This is a genomic window from Simplicispira sp. GW247-4R2A, assembly GCF_059424465.1.
Genome location: NZ_JBWKZM010000011.1, coordinates 52,315 through 68,061 on the forward strand (window position 1 = coordinate 52,315; position 15,747 = coordinate 68,061).

Consider the following 15,747-nt stretch of genomic DNA (forward strand, 5'->3'; position numbering starts at 1 on the left):
TCAGTTTCCTGCCGGAACAGAGAAGCACGGTGGCCTACTCTCAAAAATGAGAGCGCCTGCCGCGCAAAACCTAAGCCAGCGCGCAAGCTCGTATTCGGTTTTTTTATACTCGGTGCTTAGTTCAAACCGAAGCGATATGCCGCCCTCCACCCCGAAAAAGCCCACCCCTTCAACCGCAGGTCGTGCGGCACCCTCCTCCCCTTGGTGGAAATGGCCACTGCGGGTACTCATCTGGCTTTGTGGTTTGGCGGCTGCGGGAGCTGTTGCAGCCGCCTTGGTGATCGCTGTTGCGCTGGCATTTGCCTATCCGAACCTTCCTGACATCTCCGACCTTGCCGACTACCGCCCCAAGTTGCCACTTCGGGTCTACTCTTCCGAGGGCGCCCTGTTGGGTGAGTTCGGCGAGGAGCGGCGCAATCTCACGCCGATCGGGGACATTCCAAAGGTGATGAAAGATGCAGTCCTGGCCATTGAGGACACGCGCTTTTTCGAGCACGGAGGCGTCGACTACAAAGGCATGCTCCGCGCCGTAATGGCCAATCTTGGGAAGGTCAAAAGCCAGGGCGCATCCACCATCACCATGCAGGTGGCACGCAATGTGTATTTGTCTTCAGAAAAAACATTTACCAGAAAGATTTACGAAATATTACTTACGTACAAGCTTGAGCATCTGCTTTCCAAAAATCAGATTCTTGAGATTTACATGAACCAGATTTATCTGGGCAATCGCGCTTATGGTTTTGCTGCAGCGTCAGAGACGTATTTTGGAAAACCTCTCAAATCAGTTTCCATTGCGGAGGCCGCCATGCTTGCGGGTTTGCCCAAAGCCCCCTCCACCTACAACCCCATCAACAACCCCAAACGTGCGCGCATCCGGCAACAGCTCGTCATCGACCGGATGGAGGAAACCGGCTTCATTACCGCGGCACAGGCTGCCGAAGCTCGCAAGGAACCCGTTCACATCCGGACTGGGCCGGACGACACCCGTGTGCATGCCGAGTACGTTGCCGAAATGGCTCGCCAGCTGATTTTTGCGCAGTACGGTGCCGAGGCTTACACACGTGGACTCAACGTCTACACCACGCTCAGCGCCAGCGATCAGGACGCCGCCTACCATTCGCTGCGCCGCGGCATCATGAACTACGAACGGCGCCAGCACTATCGCGGCCCAGAGCAATTCATTGAATTGCCCAAAGACCCCAAGGAGATCGACGACGCGATTGACGACGCACTGGCCGACCACCCGGACAACGGCGATGTGCTCTCTGCCGTGGTGCTTGCGGTGGACAAGCGCAAGCTGACTGCGGTGCGCAGCAACGGCGACACCATTGAGGTAACCGGTGACGGGCTCAAACCCGTTCTATCCGGCCTGAGCGACAAGGCACCACCCAACATCAAATTGCGCCGGGGCGCGGTAATTCGCGTCGCACGCACCGACAAGGACGGATGGGAAGTGACGCAGCTTCCAGAAGTGGAAGGTGCCTTTGTCGCAATGGACCCACGCAGCGGCGCCATCAAGGCCCTGGTGGGTGGCTTCGACTTCAACAAGAACAAGTTCAACCATGTGACGCAGGCTTGGCGCCAGCCGGGGTCGAGCTTCAAGCCCTTCATCTATTCCGCTGCACTGGAAAAGGGCTTCACGCCGGCCACCGTGATCAACGACGGCCCCCTGTTCTTTGATTCTGCCTTTACCGGCGGCCAACCATGGGAGCCCAAAAACTACGATGGCAAGTTCGACGGACCCATGACCATGCGCTCGGCCCTGGCAAAGTCCAAAAACATGGTATCCATTCGCATCCTCCAGGCCGTAGGGCCGCGCAATGCCCAGGAATGGGCCACCCACTTTGGTTTCGACGCCGACAAGCAACCGGCCTACCTGACCATGGCGCTTGGCGCCGGCTCCGTGACGCCCATGCAGATGGCGGTGGGCTACTCCGTATTTGCCAATGGCGGTTTTCGCGTCAATCCGTGGCTCATTTCCAAGGTGACCGACTTCAAGGGCCAGATTATTTCGGAGACCACGCCTCCAGCCACCGACAAATTTCCACGCGCCATCGACGCCCGCAATGCCTTCATCATGGACAGTCTGCTACAAGAGGTGACGCGCTCGGGAACCGCCGCCCGCGCCCAGGCCACCTTGAAGCGCCCCGACCTGTATGGCAAGACCGGCACGACCAACGATGCCTGGGACGCCTGGTTTGCCGGGTTCCAGCCGACACTCGCCGCCATCACCTGGATTGGCTACGACACGCCGCGCAATCTGGGAAGCCGCGAAACGGGCGGGGGACTCAGCCTACCGGTCTGGATCAGCTTCATGGGCAGTGCGCTCAAGGGCGTTCCGGTCATGGAACCTACCGTGCCACCTGGCGTGGTGAATGTCGGCGGCGAATGGTTTTACGACGAATACGCGCGCAACGGCGTCGCGAGCCTTGGGTTGAATGACCAACCCGCACCGAATTCTCCGCTGACGCCCCAGGACGCTCCCGCGCCGGAAGAACGCAACAAAATTCTGGATTTATTTCGCAACTAAGCTGCGGGGCGGCAAAGGCCCCGCAGCGCCGTTGGCGGGGATCAGGCCTGGAAATTGAGCGAGAGGCCCGATTGCGCGCTGGCGTTCGCGCTCAGCGCTGCAAAGAACTCACCCGCGCCCTTGGTGTCCTGCCAGGCGGCGCCGTCAAAACGGTAGTGGTAGCCGCCGGAACGCGCCGCCATCCAGATTTCATGCAGCGGCTTTTGCTGGTTGATGACGATCTGGCTGCCGTTGGCGAACACCAAGGTGATCAGGCCACCGCTGCGCTGGCTGTCGATATCAGCGTCGGTTGCGTCGTTAATGCGGTCCGCGCATTGCTCGACGGCACGCAGCAATTGCTCGGCACGGTCAGCGTATTCCAGGTCGGTCATTACAATTTCCGCATGTTGAATGTTTCGCAAATTCTAGTGAGAACGCTTGGCCTTGCCGCCTGCGTGGCTGCGCTCGCCGCCTGTGGCCAGCGCGGCCCGCTGTTTCTCCCCAAGGCGCCCGCCGCCGCGCAGCGTGCCACTCTGCCGCAAACACTGCTGCCGGGCGACAGCGCGGTGCAGCCACCGCGCCCGTCTCTTCCACCCACGCCCCCCGCCTCTACTGCCCAATGAACCCTCCTGAACTTCCTGGCCGTCCGCATATCGCCTACCGCGGCGAGGCCCTGTACATCGAAGACTGCGCCGTAGCCGACTTGGCGCGTGCACACGGCACGCCGCTGTTTGCCTATTCCACGGCGGCCATGCACGATGCACTGGCGGCGTACCGACGTGGATTTGCCGGTCGCAAGTTGCTGGTCTGTTATGCCATGAAGGCCAATTCCTCGCTGGCGATCCTGCAATACTTTGCCCGCCAGGGCTGCGGCTTCGATATCGTTTCAGGGGGCGAACTGGTACGGGTCCTGGCAGCCGGAGGCGATCCGGCCAAAGTCATCTTTTCGGGCGTCGGCAAGACACGCACGGAAATGCGCCAGGCGCTTGACGCCGGCATCCTGTGCTTCAACGTCGAGAGCGAAGCTGAGCTCGAGGTCTTGAGCGAGGTCGCCACCCAGTGCGGTCGCCAGGCGCGCGTGAGCATTCGCGTCAACCCCAACGTGGACCCCAAGACCCACCCCTACATTTCGACCGGGCTCAAAGGGAACAAGTTCGGCATTGCGCACGAACGCACTCTGGCGGTGTACCAGCGCGCGGCCCAACTGCCGGGGCTGCAGGTGGCGGGCATCGATTTTCATATCGGCTCGCAGATCACCGAAGCGACGCCCTATCTGGACGCCATCGACCGGCTGCTCGACCTGGTGGAGCAGATCGAAGCCGCAGGCATCCCCATCAAGCACCTGGATTTCGGCGGCGGCCTGGGCATCGACTACGCTGGCGACACACCGCCCGCAGCCGACGCGCTGTGGCAGGAGTTGCTGGCAAAGCTTGATGCGCGCGGCTTTGGCGAGCGCCAGTTCATCATTGAGCCGGGCCGTTCGCTGGTCGGCAACGCGGGGCTGTGCATCACCGAGGTGCTGTACCTCAAACCCGGCGAAGCGAAAAACTTCTGCATCGTTGACGCGGCCATGAACGACCTGCCGCGCCCGGCGATGTACCAGGCGTTCCATGCCATCGTCCCAGTGCAGCAGCGGGGCGGCGCCGGCGCCACCTATGACGTGGTGGGCCCCGTGTGCGAGAGTGGCGATTGGCTGGCGCGCGAGCGCGCGCTCAATGTGCAAGCGGGCGACCAGCTTGCAGTGCTCTCCGCTGGCGCCTACTGCATGTCCATGGCGAGCAACTACAACACGCGCGGCCGGGCGGCGGAGGTGCTGGTTGATGGCGGCACGGCCCGCGTCATCCGCGTGCGCGAGACGCCAGACGACATGCTGCGCGCTGAGCGTTTGCTCGACTAACCACGTCGCAAGAAATTTAGACGAAATTGGCCTCTAGCGCTTATGGGTCAAGCGCTAGTAGCTATATTTTTAGTAGTATTACCACGAATGGGCGCCCGCGCATGCCTGCGCGGTGCACGGGCCACTTGGCGGTTTCGCAGTGCCTCCCACACGCGCCAGCCCAGCAGGGCGGCGAGGATGGCGCCGTACACCGCCACTTCGGCAAAATTGTGCTTGCCGGCGCGCATCCAGTAAAAATGCAGAATGGCCAGCCCTGCCACCGCGTACACACTGCGGTGCAGCCAGCGCCAGCGCACGGCGCCCAGCGCCTTGATGGCACGGTTGAACGAGGTGGCCGCCATCAGCGCCAGCAGCAAGCCGGCGAACGAGCCCACCAGAATAAACGGACGTTTGGCGATGTCCTTGGCGATGTCCCCCGCGTCAAAGCCCATGTCGAAGGCAGCGTAAGACAGCAGGTGCGCCAGCGCGTAGAAGGCAACAAACAACCCCAGCATGCGCCGAAAACGCGCCAACGCAGGCGTTCCGGTCAGGACGCGCAAAGGGGTCACGGCAAGCACGGCACACAAAAAGCGCAGGGTCCAGTCGCCCAGGCTGCGAATCAAGGCCTCCGCCGGGTTGGCGCCCAACTGGTTGGCCGCCGCCGCATACAACAGCCAGGCAAACGGCAACAGGCAGACGGTGAAGAGCACAGGCTTGGCGGCGCGGTGCATCAGCAGTTTTTTCATGGCGCTGCAACCGTTCAGAAGTTCTTTTTCAAATCCATGCCGGCATAAAGCTGGCCGACCTGGGCTTCATAGCCGTTGAACATCAGGGTCTTGCGGCGCTTGGCAAACAGCCCGCCTTCGCCGATGCGCCGCTCCGTCGCCTGGCTCCAGCGCGGGTGGTCCACCTCGGGGTTCACGTTGGAATAAAAGCCGTATTCCTGGGCCGCCGCCTTGTTCCACGCCGTGGCGGGCTCCTTGTCGGTAAAGCGAATCTTGACGATGCTCTTGGCGCTCTTGAACCCATATTTCCAAGGTACGACGATGCGCACCGGCGCGCCGTTCTGCTTCGGCAGCACTTCGCCGTACATGCCAAAAGTGAGCAGCGTCAGCGGGTGCATGGCTTCGTCCAGCCGCAGGCCTTCGGCGTACGGCCAATCCAGCACGCGCGAATTCACGCCCGGCATGGTGACCTTGTCGGCCAGCGTCACAAATTCCACGTATTTCGCGCCGCCGAGCGGTTCGACACGTTTGATCAGCTCGGCCAGCGAGTAGCCCACCCAGGGAATCACCATGGACCAGCCCTCGACACAGCGCAGGCGGTAAATACGGTCTTCCTGGGCGGAGAGCTTGAGCAGTTCGTCCAGGCTGAACTTGCCCGGCTTCTTGACCAGCCCCTCGACGCTCACGCTCCAAGGGTCAATCTTGAGCGTGCTGGCATTGCGCGCTGGGTCGGATTTGTCCGTGCCGAATTCATAGAAGTTGTTGTAGCTGGTGGCATCTTCATACGAAGTCGCCTTTTCCATGGTGACCGCGCCCGGCACCTTGGAGGCCATGCCAGGCAGCGCCGCCAGTTTCCCGGGATGCTCTGCGGCCGCCCGTGCGCTCCGCCCGGCCCAGGCGGCCAAGGTAGCGCCGGCAGCGCCTGTCGCCAGGCCGCGCAGCAGCAGGCGCCGTCCTTCGTACACGCGCTGCGGCGTAATCTCGGAGGGAACCGGATGCACAAACCCGTCGTTGCGATGAAAGATGGACATAAAAACTCCTGCTGGCCAGAAATGCGAAGCATTTCCGTTGCGTGGCAGCGTGACCTGAAAAATGCCAGGTGCACCTTGCACTGTGGTTCTAATTCGGCGAGCCCACCACCAAGGTTACAGCCAACCGAAAAATTTAGCGCGTCCGCCAGTGCCGCATGGCGGCGCAGGCAAGCCGCTCACAAGGAGTACGCAGCCGGGCGGCCGCTGGATTCACACGCGCCGCTGCGGTGCGACGCCTGACGTTTTATTCCGTATCCCAATCAACCGAGTGCGCGAAGGTGAAACGCAGACAGCACAGGCGTACTGGCGAAGCGAAGCCGACAAAGCAATCGTTTGATTTAAAAATGGAACTACAGTTCGCCGTAGCTGTGCAGGCCGCTCAGGAACATGTTCACGCCCAAGAAAGCAAAGGTCGTCACCACCAAGCCCACCAGCGCCCACCAGGCCGACACCGTGCCGCGCAGACCCTTCATCATGCGCATATGCAGCCAGGCGGCGTAATTGAGCCAGACAATAAGTGCCCAGGTTTCCTTGGGGTCCCAGCTCCAGTAGCCACCCCAGGCTTCGGCAGCCCAGAGCGCGCCCAGAACCGTGGCGATGGTGAAGAAGGCAAAGCCCACGGCAATTGCCTTGTACATCAGGTCGTCCAGCAGTTCGAGCGGTGGCAGCTTGCTGGCAATGTGCTTGCGGCCATACAGGATGCCGCCGACTGCCAGCATGGACACACCGAAATAGACCATCCAGAAACCAGTGCTGGCCTGCCCGGCCGTGGTGCGAAACACAATCGGCTCAAAGCACAACACCAGTCCCAGCGCGCCCAGAGGCGCCAGCCGGGTCCAGCTCGTCTCGGTCGCCTGCTTTTTGATGAGGTAAGCGAACGCCACCATGGCGGAGAGCGCGAAGGTGCCATAGCCAATGAAATTGGCGGGCACGTGCAGCTTCATCCACCAGCTCTTGAGCGCCGGCACCAGAGGTTGGATCTCCTGCGCCTCGCGCGCCACGGTGTACCAGAGCAGAAAACCCACCGCTGCGCTGACCACCATCAGCACGAAGGCGCCCAGCGCGCGCGTGTTGTAGTGCTCTTCGAAGTACAGATAGAACAGCGCCGTAATCCACGAGAACAGCACGAATACCTCATAGAGGTTGCTGACCGGGATATGGCCCACGTCTGCGCCCACCAGATAGCTCTCGTACCAGCGCACCATGGTGCCGGTGAGCGCCATGCCCACCGCCACCCAGGCCAGCCGCGAGCCGATGAGCGACAAGGCCGCGCCTTCACCGCGCGACGCCATGCCCAGCCAGTAAAACGCGGTGCTCATAAAGAACAGCACGCTCATCCACAAGATGGCCGATTGGCTGGAGAGGAAGTACTTGAGCCAGAACACCGATTCGGCGCGCGCCAGCTGGCCTTGGCCGTCGATCTGGTAGGAGGAAATGGCCAGCAGCGCCGCCCCCGCCACCACCAGCATCAGCACGCGCAGCGGTCGCCAGAACCAGCCCAGCGCCACCAGCGCGGGTATGGCGGCCAGCAAAATACCTTTTTCGTACACGTCCATGAAGGCCGCGTAGCGCTGAAAGGCAAACAGGCCGCCGCCCACGATCAGTGCGGCAAATAGCCAGTCAAATCCATTGCGCCGGGAAAACAACCCCTCATTGAGGGACATCGTCGTAGTGCCGGTGGTGGCCGTGTTCATGCTTTGCCTCCTGTGGGGCGTGCCCCAATAAGCTTTTCAGTCAAGCTGGCGAATTCGCGGTCGCCGTCCATGGTTTTGCGGTTGGTCGAGAGCGCCATCATGGCGCGGCTGCCGCTGCCCTCCGGCACCAGCCATACCCATACGCGCCGCTCGCGGATGAAGAGCATCGAGAAAACGCCCAAAATCAGCAGCGCACAGCCCAGATAGACCACTTTCTTACCAGGGGAACGCGCCACCTGGAACACGCTGGCCTGCACCTGGGTGAAATCCTTGAGGGCAAAAATCAGGGGTGCCGGATAGGCCTGTACATCACTCAGCGCCAAAACCGCCTGCGTCATGAATTCAAGGGTGTGCTCGTCGGATTTGAGTGGAGCAAGGCCGGCGCGCTCGCGTGTGAGCTGCGCCAATTCAAACAAGGTTCCATTGAGGATGCGCACCAACACCTCTCCGGCTCGGGAGCGCTCGGCGGCTGGCACGTTGTCTTTCATGAACTTGGAGATGGCGGGCAGGCCGCCATGGAACTCACCCGTGACCAGGTCCGCCGGTTCGCCGGTGCCGGCAAACAAGGTCAGCGCGCGCTCGGCCGATTGCTGCAATTGCGCTGCCAGTTCGGCGCGGCCTGTCGGCACCACTTGCTTGACGTAGCGCTCCACCGCCTGCTCCCGCGCCTTCGGGTCGGAGAGCGCGCGCCGCAGGCGTACAAAGCCGTCGATGCTGCTATTTTCGTCGGCCGGCACACGCAAATAGCGGAAGGGCGCGGCGGGGTCGTCGCGCGCACCCAATAGAAACACCGGAACGGTGCCCTTGCCCATGTCCACCGGCAGCATGTAGTTGTTGTATTCGCGCGCCTGGCCGGCGGCGTCGCGCAGCTTGTAGCTGATGCTCGGCCCCACATTGCGCAGTTCCTTGGTCTGCCCCGTGTTGTTGGCGGCGCCCATATGTGAATCGAGCGTTCGGCGCAGATCGACCTTGCGCACATCGGTGCCCGAACCGCTGGCGTCATCGCCCTCGCGGCCGAAGTTCTCGACATTGATCGTGCGCAGGCCGGTGAATTCAATGCTCAGCGCCTGCTCGCCGGTGCCCTTGACAAGCTGCGACTTGCCGCCAATGACGCCGTCGACTTCGAACGGCGTACCGCCCGGCGCCAAAGGCATGGCCGAGAGCTTGACGCGCGAACCGCCGTCGTCAAAGCTCGATTGGTAAATCTCAATGCCCTTGAAGCTCGCCGGGTGGTTCACTTCGATGCGCTTTGGCACCGCCTCTCCCGTGGCCAGGTCGTGCAGGACCACGTCGCTGGCAAACAGCTTGGGCATGCCCGTGGAGTAGTACTCGACAACGAATTTCTTGAGTTCCAGCGTGAACGGCAGCGGCTGCAGCAGAATGCCGTCGGACTGGCTCAGGATGGCCGTACTGCCCTGCGTGCCCTCGCTGACGACCAGGTTGCCCCGGTACGCGGGATTGCGCTCACTCATCCAATGCTGCGGGCTGACTTCGGAAATCAGGCCGCCGCCAGCGTAGGGCGTCTTGCCCCCTAGCCACATCTGCGCGCGCACGATCATGTCGCCGTCGAGCAAGCCCCCCAGGCACACCAGCACGATGGCGCTGTGGGCGGCGATATAGCCGATCTTGTTGGCCGCACCGGCCTTGGCCGCGACCATCCAGCCAGTGCCAGGCCCGGCTGCCGTATCGCGCTGCTGAAGCTTGACCTTCCAGCCGCCACCGACCAGCATCTTGCCAATGCGCTGCGCCTCTGCCGCACTGTCGCCTGCAAGCTGCGCCTCGGCCTTGTGGTGAAACGCGCGCAGGTTCTGCTCGCGGATGTTTTCCTTGTAGGTGCGCAGGTCGGCAATGATCTTCGGCGTGTTGCGCGCTATGCACAGCGAAGTGCTGACGACCAAGAACGCCAAAATCAGCAAAAACCACCAGGCGCTGTAGACGGCATTGAGCTGCAGCGCGAAAAACGCCTCGGCCCAGAACGGCCCGAACTGGTTGACGTAGTTCCCGAGCGGCTCGTGCTGCTTGAGCACGGTGCCAATAACAGAGGCAATGCAAATCACCGTCAGCAGCGCAATGGCAAAGCGCATCGAGGACAGTAGCTCGACCGCGCGGCGCAAAGGCTGTGAGGCGCTCCGGATGTAAACGCCTTGGGTAGTATCAGACATGAAGGGGGGAGTATGCAGCGCCAGAAGACAACAGGCGGGACCACCCTGTAGATGGACCCGCCTGCATTGGGGTTAGTCGCCCGCCAATGGTTCCCGGCACGCGCCCAGGCGGGCCGCGCCGCGCAGGCTGCTCAGCGCAGCCCGGCAATGTAATCGGAGACCGCGCGGATTTCGCGGTCATTGAGCTTGGCAGCGACACCGGTCATCGGAATGCTGTTGGTGCGCACGCCATCGCGGAACGCCTTGAGCTGGGCAATGGTGTAGTTGCCGTTCTGGCCCGCCAGACGCGGGAACCCCGAAGGAATACCGGCCCCATTGGGGCTGTGGCAGCCAGCGCAGGCCGGAATACTGCGGTCGGCAATGCCCCCGCGGTAGATCCGCTCACCCAGTGCAACCAGGTCTTTGTCCTTGGCGAAGCCTTCTTTGGCGGGCTTGGAGGTCAACCACCAGGCAATGTTCTTCATGTCGGCGTCGGACAGCATGGAGGCCATGCCCTGCATGACGGCGCTGGCGCGCTTGCCGGACTTGAAATCCTGCAACTGCTTGACCAGGTATTCGGGGTGCTGCTGCGCCAGCTTGGGATTCTCGGGAATCGTCGCATTGCCGTCCACCGCGTGGCAGGCCACGCAGACCTGCGAGAAACTGGCCTCGCCCTTGGCCAGATCGGGCTTGGCAGCCGGTGCCGGAGCGTCTGCCGCCAGGGCAGGAAGAGCGGGGGCTGCCAGCGCGGCAGCCATGAACAGGGAGGCGAGCAACTTCATGACGGGGATTTTGTTAGGTGGCGCGAAACCGGGCAATTCTACAATGCCGCTCCAACCCCACTGGCCTCTTCCATGACCGCTTCTGATCCTGCACAAAGTGTTGGCACCTTTCCGCCTACCGCCGACGCCAAGAGTGCGATGGGCTGGATGCACACCGCGCGCTTCCTGACCACGGCGGCCCAACTGCACCAGTTGCCCACGGTGGAGGTGCCTGAGATCGCCTTCGTCGGGCGCTCCAACGCGGGCAAATCCTCGTGCATCAACACGCTCACGCAGCAAAAGCAGCTCGCCTTTGCCTCGAAGAAGCCGGGGCGCACGCAGCACATCAACCTGTTCTCCCTGGGGCGCCAGAACACCACCGATGCGGTGCTGGCCGACCTGCCCGGCTATGGCTACGCGGCGGTGTCGCGCTCCGACAAGATGCGCTGGCAACAGGTGATGGTGAACTACCTGGTGCACCGGGAGAGCCTCACCGGCATCGTGCTGCTGTGCGACCCGCGCCTGGGCCTGACGGGCCTGGACGAAGCGCTGCTCGAAGTCGTCCGACCGCGCGTGGAAGACGGCCTGAAGTTCCTGGTGCTGCTGACCAAGGCCGACAAGCTGACCCGCGCCGAGCAGACCAAGGCGCTGTCGATTGCGCGACTGCAAACCGGCGGCGGCGAGGTGAGGATGTTCTCCGCGCTGAAAAAGCAGGGCGTGGACGAGGCCGCGCTGCTGCTGTGGCAGTGGGCGCACCCACAGGCCGAGGCAGTTGCGCCTATTGCCCCAGCAGATTCAACGCTGAAATTTTGATCCAAACAGGCCTCTAGCGCTTACTCCATAAGCGCTAGCAGCTCATTTATCAGGAGCATTTGTGGTCTCTACGCGCAGCATTTCCCTGCCCCACGGCATCACGCTCGATTGCCGCGTCAGCGGCGATCCAGCGCGCCCGGTGCTTCTGTTCCTGCACGGTTTCCCCGAGGGCGCCTTCATCTGGGACGCGCAGCTCGCGCATTTCTCCCGGCCAGAGCATGGCGGCTACTACTGCGTGGCACCTTATCTGCGTGGCTTTGGCGCCTCCAGCAGCCCGGCGGGCGCCGAGGCCTACCGCCCGCGCTATCTGGTGCAAGACATTGATACGCTGATCGCGGCCCTGTGCCCGGGCGGCGCGGTGGAATGCCTCGTCGCGCACGACTGGGGCGGCGCCGTGGCCTGGAACCTTGCCAACCAGAAGCCCGAGCGCATGCGGCGCCTGATGATCGTCAACTCGCCCCACCCCGGCGCCTTTGTGCGCGAGCTGCAGCACAGCGCTGCGCAGCAAGCGGCCAGCCAGTACATGCATTTCCTGCGCCGCGACGATGCCGAGGCATTGCTCGCCGAGGACGACTTCCACCGCCTGTTCGGCTTCTTCAGCAACACCGCAAGCGAACCACCCGCCTGGCTCACCGAAATGGAACGCGCGAAATACCGCGCCCTGTGGCGGCAGGGCCTGCATGGCGCCTGCAACTACTACCGCGCCACGCCCTTGCGCCCGCCGCGCGCCGGCGATACCGGGGCAGAGTCCGTGCAGATGCCGGACAGCATGTGCACCATCCAGGTGCCCACGCGGGTGCTCTGGGGCAGCGACGACTTTGCCTTGCTGCCCAGCCTTCTGGAGGGGCTGGAGGCTTGGATTCCAGACCTGGAAATCCACCAGATTCCCGGCGCCTCGCACTGGCTGGTGCACGAACAGCCCGAACGGGTAAATGCGGAATTAACCGATTTCCTGCAATCAAAAGGATAGCTTTTAGCGCTTACCCCATAAACGCTGGAGGCCATTTTCCATAGTTTTCCAGCCTGTAAAGACTCGGCGCTGCCGCCTGCAGACTTGGCGCGCGTCGAAACCGGCGCGCCTTCAGGGGGAGTCAATACAAGCTCTTTTCGCCCTCCGGCCGCGTTTTGAAGCGCTTGTGCACCCAGTAGTACTGGCCGGGCTCGGGCCTTACCCATTCTTCCAGGCGCCGATTCATCTCGGCCGTATCGGCTTTCAGATCGTCCGTAGGGTAGTGCTCCCACGCCGGGGTGATCTCGGCCACGTAGCCGCCGGGCACCAGCCGCGTGGCCATGCCAATGACCTTGGCGCGCCCCAACCGGGCAAAGCGGGACAGTGAGGGCACGGTGGCGGCGGGCACGCCGAAGAAGGGGACAAAAAGCGAGTCGTTGCGGCCGAAATCCATGTCAGCGAGCAGGTACAGCAGGCCGCCCTTGCGCAGATTCGACAGAATCGGCTTCACGCCGTCCTTGCGGTTGAGCATGCGCACGTCGCCAAAGCGCTGGCGGCCATTGCGAAACCAGGCGTCCACGGCCGGATTGGGGTGCGTCGAGAAGATGGAGGTAAAAGCGCGTGGCGTGTGCAAGGTCAGTGCCGAGCCGCCCGCGTCCATGCCGTAGAAATGCGGCGCGAAGAGGATGGTGGGCGCGTTGCCTTCCAGCTCCTCCAGCGCCCCCGTCAGACGCACGCGGCTGAGCACTGTCTCGCGTGGGGCAAACCACAGCCAGCTGCGGTCCAGCCACGACTGGCAGAACGCCACGAAGCTCTGGCGCGCCCAGCGCCTGCGCGTAGCGGCCGATTCCTGCGGGAAGCACAGCGCCAGATTGCGCAGCGCGACGCGCCGGCGCGGAACAGCCAGGACAAACAGCACCTCGCCGATCACCCAGCCCAGCGCACGCAGCAGCGGCAGCGGCACATGGGCCAGCAGGCGCATCAGCGCCACCCCCATCTTTCCGCTCATGCCGCGCCCTCCCCCACCGCCATACCCACAGGCGCCGGCCCGCGCGGACGCTTGTAGCGTGCGTAGCCCCACAGGTACTGCTGGGGGCACTGGCGAATCAGATGCTCCATGGCGCGGTTGATTTGCGTGGCGGCAAGCACCGCATCATCGGCCAGCGGTGCCTCAAGGCGTTCGAAATGCGTCACGAAGCCCCGGCCCTTGGGCAGGCGCTCGCAGTAGACGATGAGCACCTGCGCCCCCGTCTGCTGCGCCAGGCGCGCGGCCAGCGTCATGGTGTAGGCGTCCTGCCCGAAGAACGGCGCCCACACGCCCTGGCCATCGGGCGGCACCTGGTCGGGCAGCAGACCCACGGCCTCGCCTCGGCGCAGCGCCTTGATCATCAGGCGCACGCCAGTGAGGGTCGTCGGAACGGCCTGCATCGCCGGGCGGTTGCGCGCCGTTTCCATCATGCGTGCCAGCCAGGCTTGCCGGGCAGGGCGGTAGAGCACGGTAATCGGCCCGTACCGGTCGCCCCAGCGGCGCGCTGCGTCCTGCGCAGAGAGCTCGAAGCAGCCCAGATGCGGGGTCAAATAGATCACGCCACGCCCGGCGGCATACGCCTCGGCCACCAGGCCCTCGTTGACCAATGCGCAGGCTGGCGTACTGCCAAACCACAGGCGCGGAATCTCGGCCGCGGTGCGTCCGGCCTGGGCCACGGCGGCACGCACCTCGGCAAAGCGGTAGCCTGCCCGTGCGGCGTTGGCGACGAAGCGGCGCCGGTAGGTCGGCGAAGCCAGAAAGGCGAGCCAACCGAGCAATGCGCCCAGAACATGCATGAAGCGCAAAGGGATATGGGCCAGAAGGCGTACGAGAACAGGCATTAAAATGGCAGGGTCGCTGAGTTAAATGAGCAACTTGCAGAGCGACGTTAAACAAGACTGCTAAAGCGTTCGCCAGAGCTTCAAAAGGCTGCGGGCAACGCCCCACCAGCCAGCACAGGAGTTTATTCAAATGGCGAACGACTTTCTCTTTACTTCCGAATCCGTCTCCGAAGGCCACCCCGACAAGGTCGCCGATCAGATTTCGGACGCCATCCTCGACGCCATCTTCACGCAGGACCCGCTCTCGCGGGTAGCCGCCGAAACGCTGTGCAACACCGGCCTCGTGGTGCTCGCTGGCGAAATTACCACCAACGCGCATGTGGACTACATCCAGGTGGCGCGCGACACCATCAAACGCATCGGCTACGACAACACCGAATACGGCATCGACTACAAGGGCTGCGCCGTGCTCGTCGCCTACGACAAGCAGAGCAACGACATCGCCCAGGGCGTGGACCACGCAAGCGACGACCACCTCAACACCGGCGCGGGCGACCAGGGCCTGATGTTCGGCTACGCCTGCGACGAAACGCCCGACCTGATGCCAGCGCCCATCTACTACGCGCACCGTCTGGTCGAGCGCCAGTCGCAACTGCGCAAGGATGGGCGCCTGCCCTTTTTGCGCCCCGACGCCAAGAGCCAGGTCACGCTGCGCTACCGTGACGGCAAGCCGCACAGCATCGACACCGTGGTGCTCTCGACCCAGCATTCGCCCGAAATGAGCCTGGGCGACAAGATGAAGCCCGAGTTCTACGAGGCAATTCGCGAAGAGATCATTCGCCCGGTGCTGCCGGCCGAGTGGCTCACGGCGGAGACCAAGTACCTCATCAACCCCACCGGCCGCTTTGTCATCGGTGGTCCGCAGGGCGACTGCGGCCTCACGGGCCGCAAGATCATCGTCGACACCTACGGCGGCGCCTGCCCCCATGGCGGCGGTGCCTTCAGCGGCAAAGACCCGACCAAAGTGGACCGCAGCGCCGCCTACGCCGCCCGCTATGTGGCCAAAAACATCGTCGCTGCCGGCCTGGCGCGCCAGTGCCAGATCCAGGTCGCCTACGCAATTGGCGTGGCCCACCCGATGAACGTGACGATCTACACGGAGGGCACCGGCGTCATCCCCGACGACCAACTGGCCAAGCTGGTGCAGGAGCATTTCGACCTGCGCCCCAAGGGCATCATCCAGATGCTCGACCTGCTGCGTCCCATCTACGAAAAGACCGCCGCCTACGGCCACTTCGGCCGCGACGAACCCCAGTTCACGTGGGAAAAGACAGACAAGGCTGCCACGCTGCGCGCGGCAGCGGGCCTGTAAGGCCCTGAGCGCAGCGAACTTGGCTGGCTTTCGGCGCAGGCTCATATCGGCGCAGCCGATGTGAAGG

At 63.2% G+C, this 15,747-nt stretch carries 14 protein-coding genes; 6 read left to right on the forward strand and 8 right to left on the reverse strand.

The features are described 5' to 3' along the window. Positions 1-136: 136 nt before the first annotated feature. The gene (locus AC07ZH_RS09380) at positions 137-2,530 is read left to right on the forward strand and encodes a penicillin-binding protein 1A (RefSeq protein ID WP_119109141.1); all 2,394 of its coding nucleotides are present in this window, start codon (positions 137-139) and stop codon (positions 2,528-2,530) included. 41 nt (positions 2,531-2,571) lie between these two features. Here AC07ZH_RS09380 and cyaY read toward each other — a convergent pair whose 3' ends face one another. After that, complete coding sequence (gene cyaY, locus AC07ZH_RS09385) at positions 2,572-2,901, reverse strand: iron donor protein CyaY (RefSeq protein WP_119109142.1); 330 nt, start codon at positions 2,899-2,901, stop codon at positions 2,572-2,574. A 12-nt stretch (positions 2,902-2,913) separates the two neighbouring features. Here cyaY and lptM point away from each other — a divergent pair, with 12 nt between their 5' ends. Continuing rightward, positions 2,914-3,132, forward strand: a complete 219-nt coding sequence (gene lptM, locus AC07ZH_RS09390) for an LPS translocon maturation chaperone LptM (RefSeq protein ID WP_495199503.1) — start codon at positions 2,914-2,916, stop codon at positions 3,130-3,132. Next, a complete protein-coding gene (gene lysA / locus AC07ZH_RS09395) occupies positions 3,129-4,406 on the forward strand; it encodes a diaminopimelate decarboxylase (RefSeq protein ID WP_495199504.1) in 1,278 nt (425 codons plus the stop codon). The genes lptM and lysA overlap by 4 nt, the downstream gene beginning before the upstream one ends. Before the next feature lie 47 nt (positions 4,407-4,453). Here lysA and msrQ read toward each other — a convergent pair whose 3' ends face one another. The 5 genes from msrQ to AC07ZH_RS09420 form a co-directional block, all read right to left on the reverse strand. Beyond that, complete coding sequence (gene msrQ / locus AC07ZH_RS09400; protein WP_495199505.1) at positions 4,454-5,131, reverse strand: protein-methionine-sulfoxide reductase heme-binding subunit MsrQ; 678 nt, start codon at positions 5,129-5,131, stop codon at positions 4,454-4,456. A gap of 14 nt (positions 5,132-5,145) precedes the next feature. After that, positions 5,146-6,141, reverse strand: coding sequence for a protein-methionine-sulfoxide reductase catalytic subunit MsrP (msrP, locus tag AC07ZH_RS09405; RefSeq protein ID WP_495199506.1), 996 nt, complete (start codon positions 6,139-6,141; stop codon positions 5,146-5,148). 350 nt (positions 6,142-6,491) lie between these two features. After that, positions 6,492-7,835 (reverse strand): c-type cytochrome biogenesis protein CcsB, encoded by a 1,344-nt coding sequence (ccsB, locus tag AC07ZH_RS09410; RefSeq protein ID WP_495199507.1) that lies wholly within the window; start codon positions 7,833-7,835, stop codon positions 6,492-6,494. Further along, positions 7,832-9,997, reverse strand: a complete 2,166-nt coding sequence (locus AC07ZH_RS09415) for a cytochrome c biogenesis protein ResB (protein ID WP_119109148.1) — start codon at positions 9,995-9,997, stop codon at positions 7,832-7,834. Before AC07ZH_RS09415 ends, ccsB begins: the two co-directional genes overlap by 4 nt. A 131-nt stretch (positions 9,998-10,128) precedes the next feature. Continuing rightward, positions 10,129-10,758, reverse strand: coding sequence for a c-type cytochrome (locus AC07ZH_RS09420; protein WP_119109149.1), 630 nt, complete (start codon positions 10,756-10,758; stop codon positions 10,129-10,131). 72 nt (positions 10,759-10,830) lie between these two features. On the opposite strand from AC07ZH_RS09420, the gene yihA reads away from it, so the two are divergent. Both yihA and AC07ZH_RS09430 read left to right on the forward strand, forming a co-directional pair. Continuing rightward, positions 10,831-11,550, forward strand: coding sequence for a ribosome biogenesis GTP-binding protein YihA/YsxC (gene yihA, locus AC07ZH_RS09425; protein ID WP_119109150.1), 720 nt, complete (start codon positions 10,831-10,833; stop codon positions 11,548-11,550). Between the two features lie 61 nt (positions 11,551-11,611). After that, entirely contained in the window at positions 11,612-12,520 is a 909-nt protein-coding gene (locus tag AC07ZH_RS09430) for an alpha/beta fold hydrolase (RefSeq protein ID WP_495199508.1), read from the forward strand. Between the two features lie 121 nt (positions 12,521-12,641). Here the strand turns inward: AC07ZH_RS09430 and AC07ZH_RS09435 are convergent, their stop codons facing one another. Together AC07ZH_RS09435 and AC07ZH_RS09440 are read right to left on the reverse strand one after the other, a co-directional pair. Continuing rightward, on the reverse strand, positions 12,642-13,508 hold the full coding sequence (locus AC07ZH_RS09435) for a lysophospholipid acyltransferase family protein (protein ID WP_495199509.1): 867 nt from the start codon (positions 13,506-13,508) through the stop codon (positions 12,642-12,644). Further along, positions 13,505-14,368 (reverse strand): lysophospholipid acyltransferase family protein, encoded by an 864-nt coding sequence (locus tag AC07ZH_RS09440; protein ID WP_119109153.1) that lies wholly within the window; start codon positions 14,366-14,368, stop codon positions 13,505-13,507. Before AC07ZH_RS09440 ends, AC07ZH_RS09435 begins: the two co-directional genes overlap by 4 nt. 130 nt (positions 14,369-14,498) lie before the next feature. On the opposite strand from AC07ZH_RS09440, the gene metK reads away from it, so the two are divergent. After that, entirely contained in the window at positions 14,499-15,680 is a 1,182-nt protein-coding gene (gene metK / locus AC07ZH_RS09445; protein WP_119109154.1) for a methionine adenosyltransferase, read from the forward strand. Positions 15,681-15,747 lie beyond the last annotated feature (67 nt).

What these genes read in the sequence shown, in the direction of transcription:
- AC07ZH_RS09440 (WP_119109153.1), bottom strand. Translation starts at nt 14,368, where the DNA reads ATGCCTGTTCTCGTACGCCTTCTGGCCCATATCCCTTTGCGCTTCATG.
- yihA (WP_119109150.1), top strand. Translation starts at nt 10,831, where the DNA reads ATGACCGCTTCTGATCCTGCACAAAGTGTTGGCACCTTTCCGCCTACC.
- ccsB (WP_495199507.1), bottom strand. Translation starts at nt 7,835, where the DNA reads ATGAACACGGCCACCACCGGCACTACGACGATGTCCCTCAATGAGGGG.
- cyaY (WP_119109142.1), bottom strand. Translation starts at nt 2,901, where the DNA reads ATGACCGACCTGGAATACGCTGACCGTGCCGAGCAATTGCTGCGTGCC.
- AC07ZH_RS09380 (WP_119109141.1), top strand. Translation starts at nt 137, where the DNA reads ATGCCGCCCTCCACCCCGAAAAAGCCCACCCCTTCAACCGCAGGTCGT.
- lptM (WP_495199503.1), top strand. Translation starts at nt 2,914, where the DNA reads ATGTTGAATGTTTCGCAAATTCTAGTGAGAACGCTTGGCCTTGCCGCC.
- msrP (WP_495199506.1), bottom strand. Translation starts at nt 6,141, where the DNA reads ATGTCCATCTTTCATCGCAACGACGGGTTTGTGCATCCGGTTCCCTCC.
- AC07ZH_RS09415 (WP_119109148.1), bottom strand. Translation starts at nt 9,997, where the DNA reads ATGTCTGATACTACCCAAGGCGTTTACATCCGGAGCGCCTCACAGCCT.
- metK (WP_119109154.1), top strand. Translation starts at nt 14,499, where the DNA reads ATGGCGAACGACTTTCTCTTTACTTCCGAATCCGTCTCCGAAGGCCAC.
- AC07ZH_RS09420 (WP_119109149.1), bottom strand. Translation starts at nt 10,758, where the DNA reads ATGAAGTTGCTCGCCTCCCTGTTCATGGCTGCCGCGCTGGCAGCCCCC.
- lysA (WP_495199504.1), top strand. Translation starts at nt 3,129, where the DNA reads ATGAACCCTCCTGAACTTCCTGGCCGTCCGCATATCGCCTACCGCGGC.
- AC07ZH_RS09435 (WP_495199509.1), bottom strand. Translation starts at nt 13,508, where the DNA reads ATGAGCGGAAAGATGGGGGTGGCGCTGATGCGCCTGCTGGCCCATGTG.
- msrQ (WP_495199505.1), bottom strand. Translation starts at nt 5,131, where the DNA reads ATGAAAAAACTGCTGATGCACCGCGCCGCCAAGCCTGTGCTCTTCACC.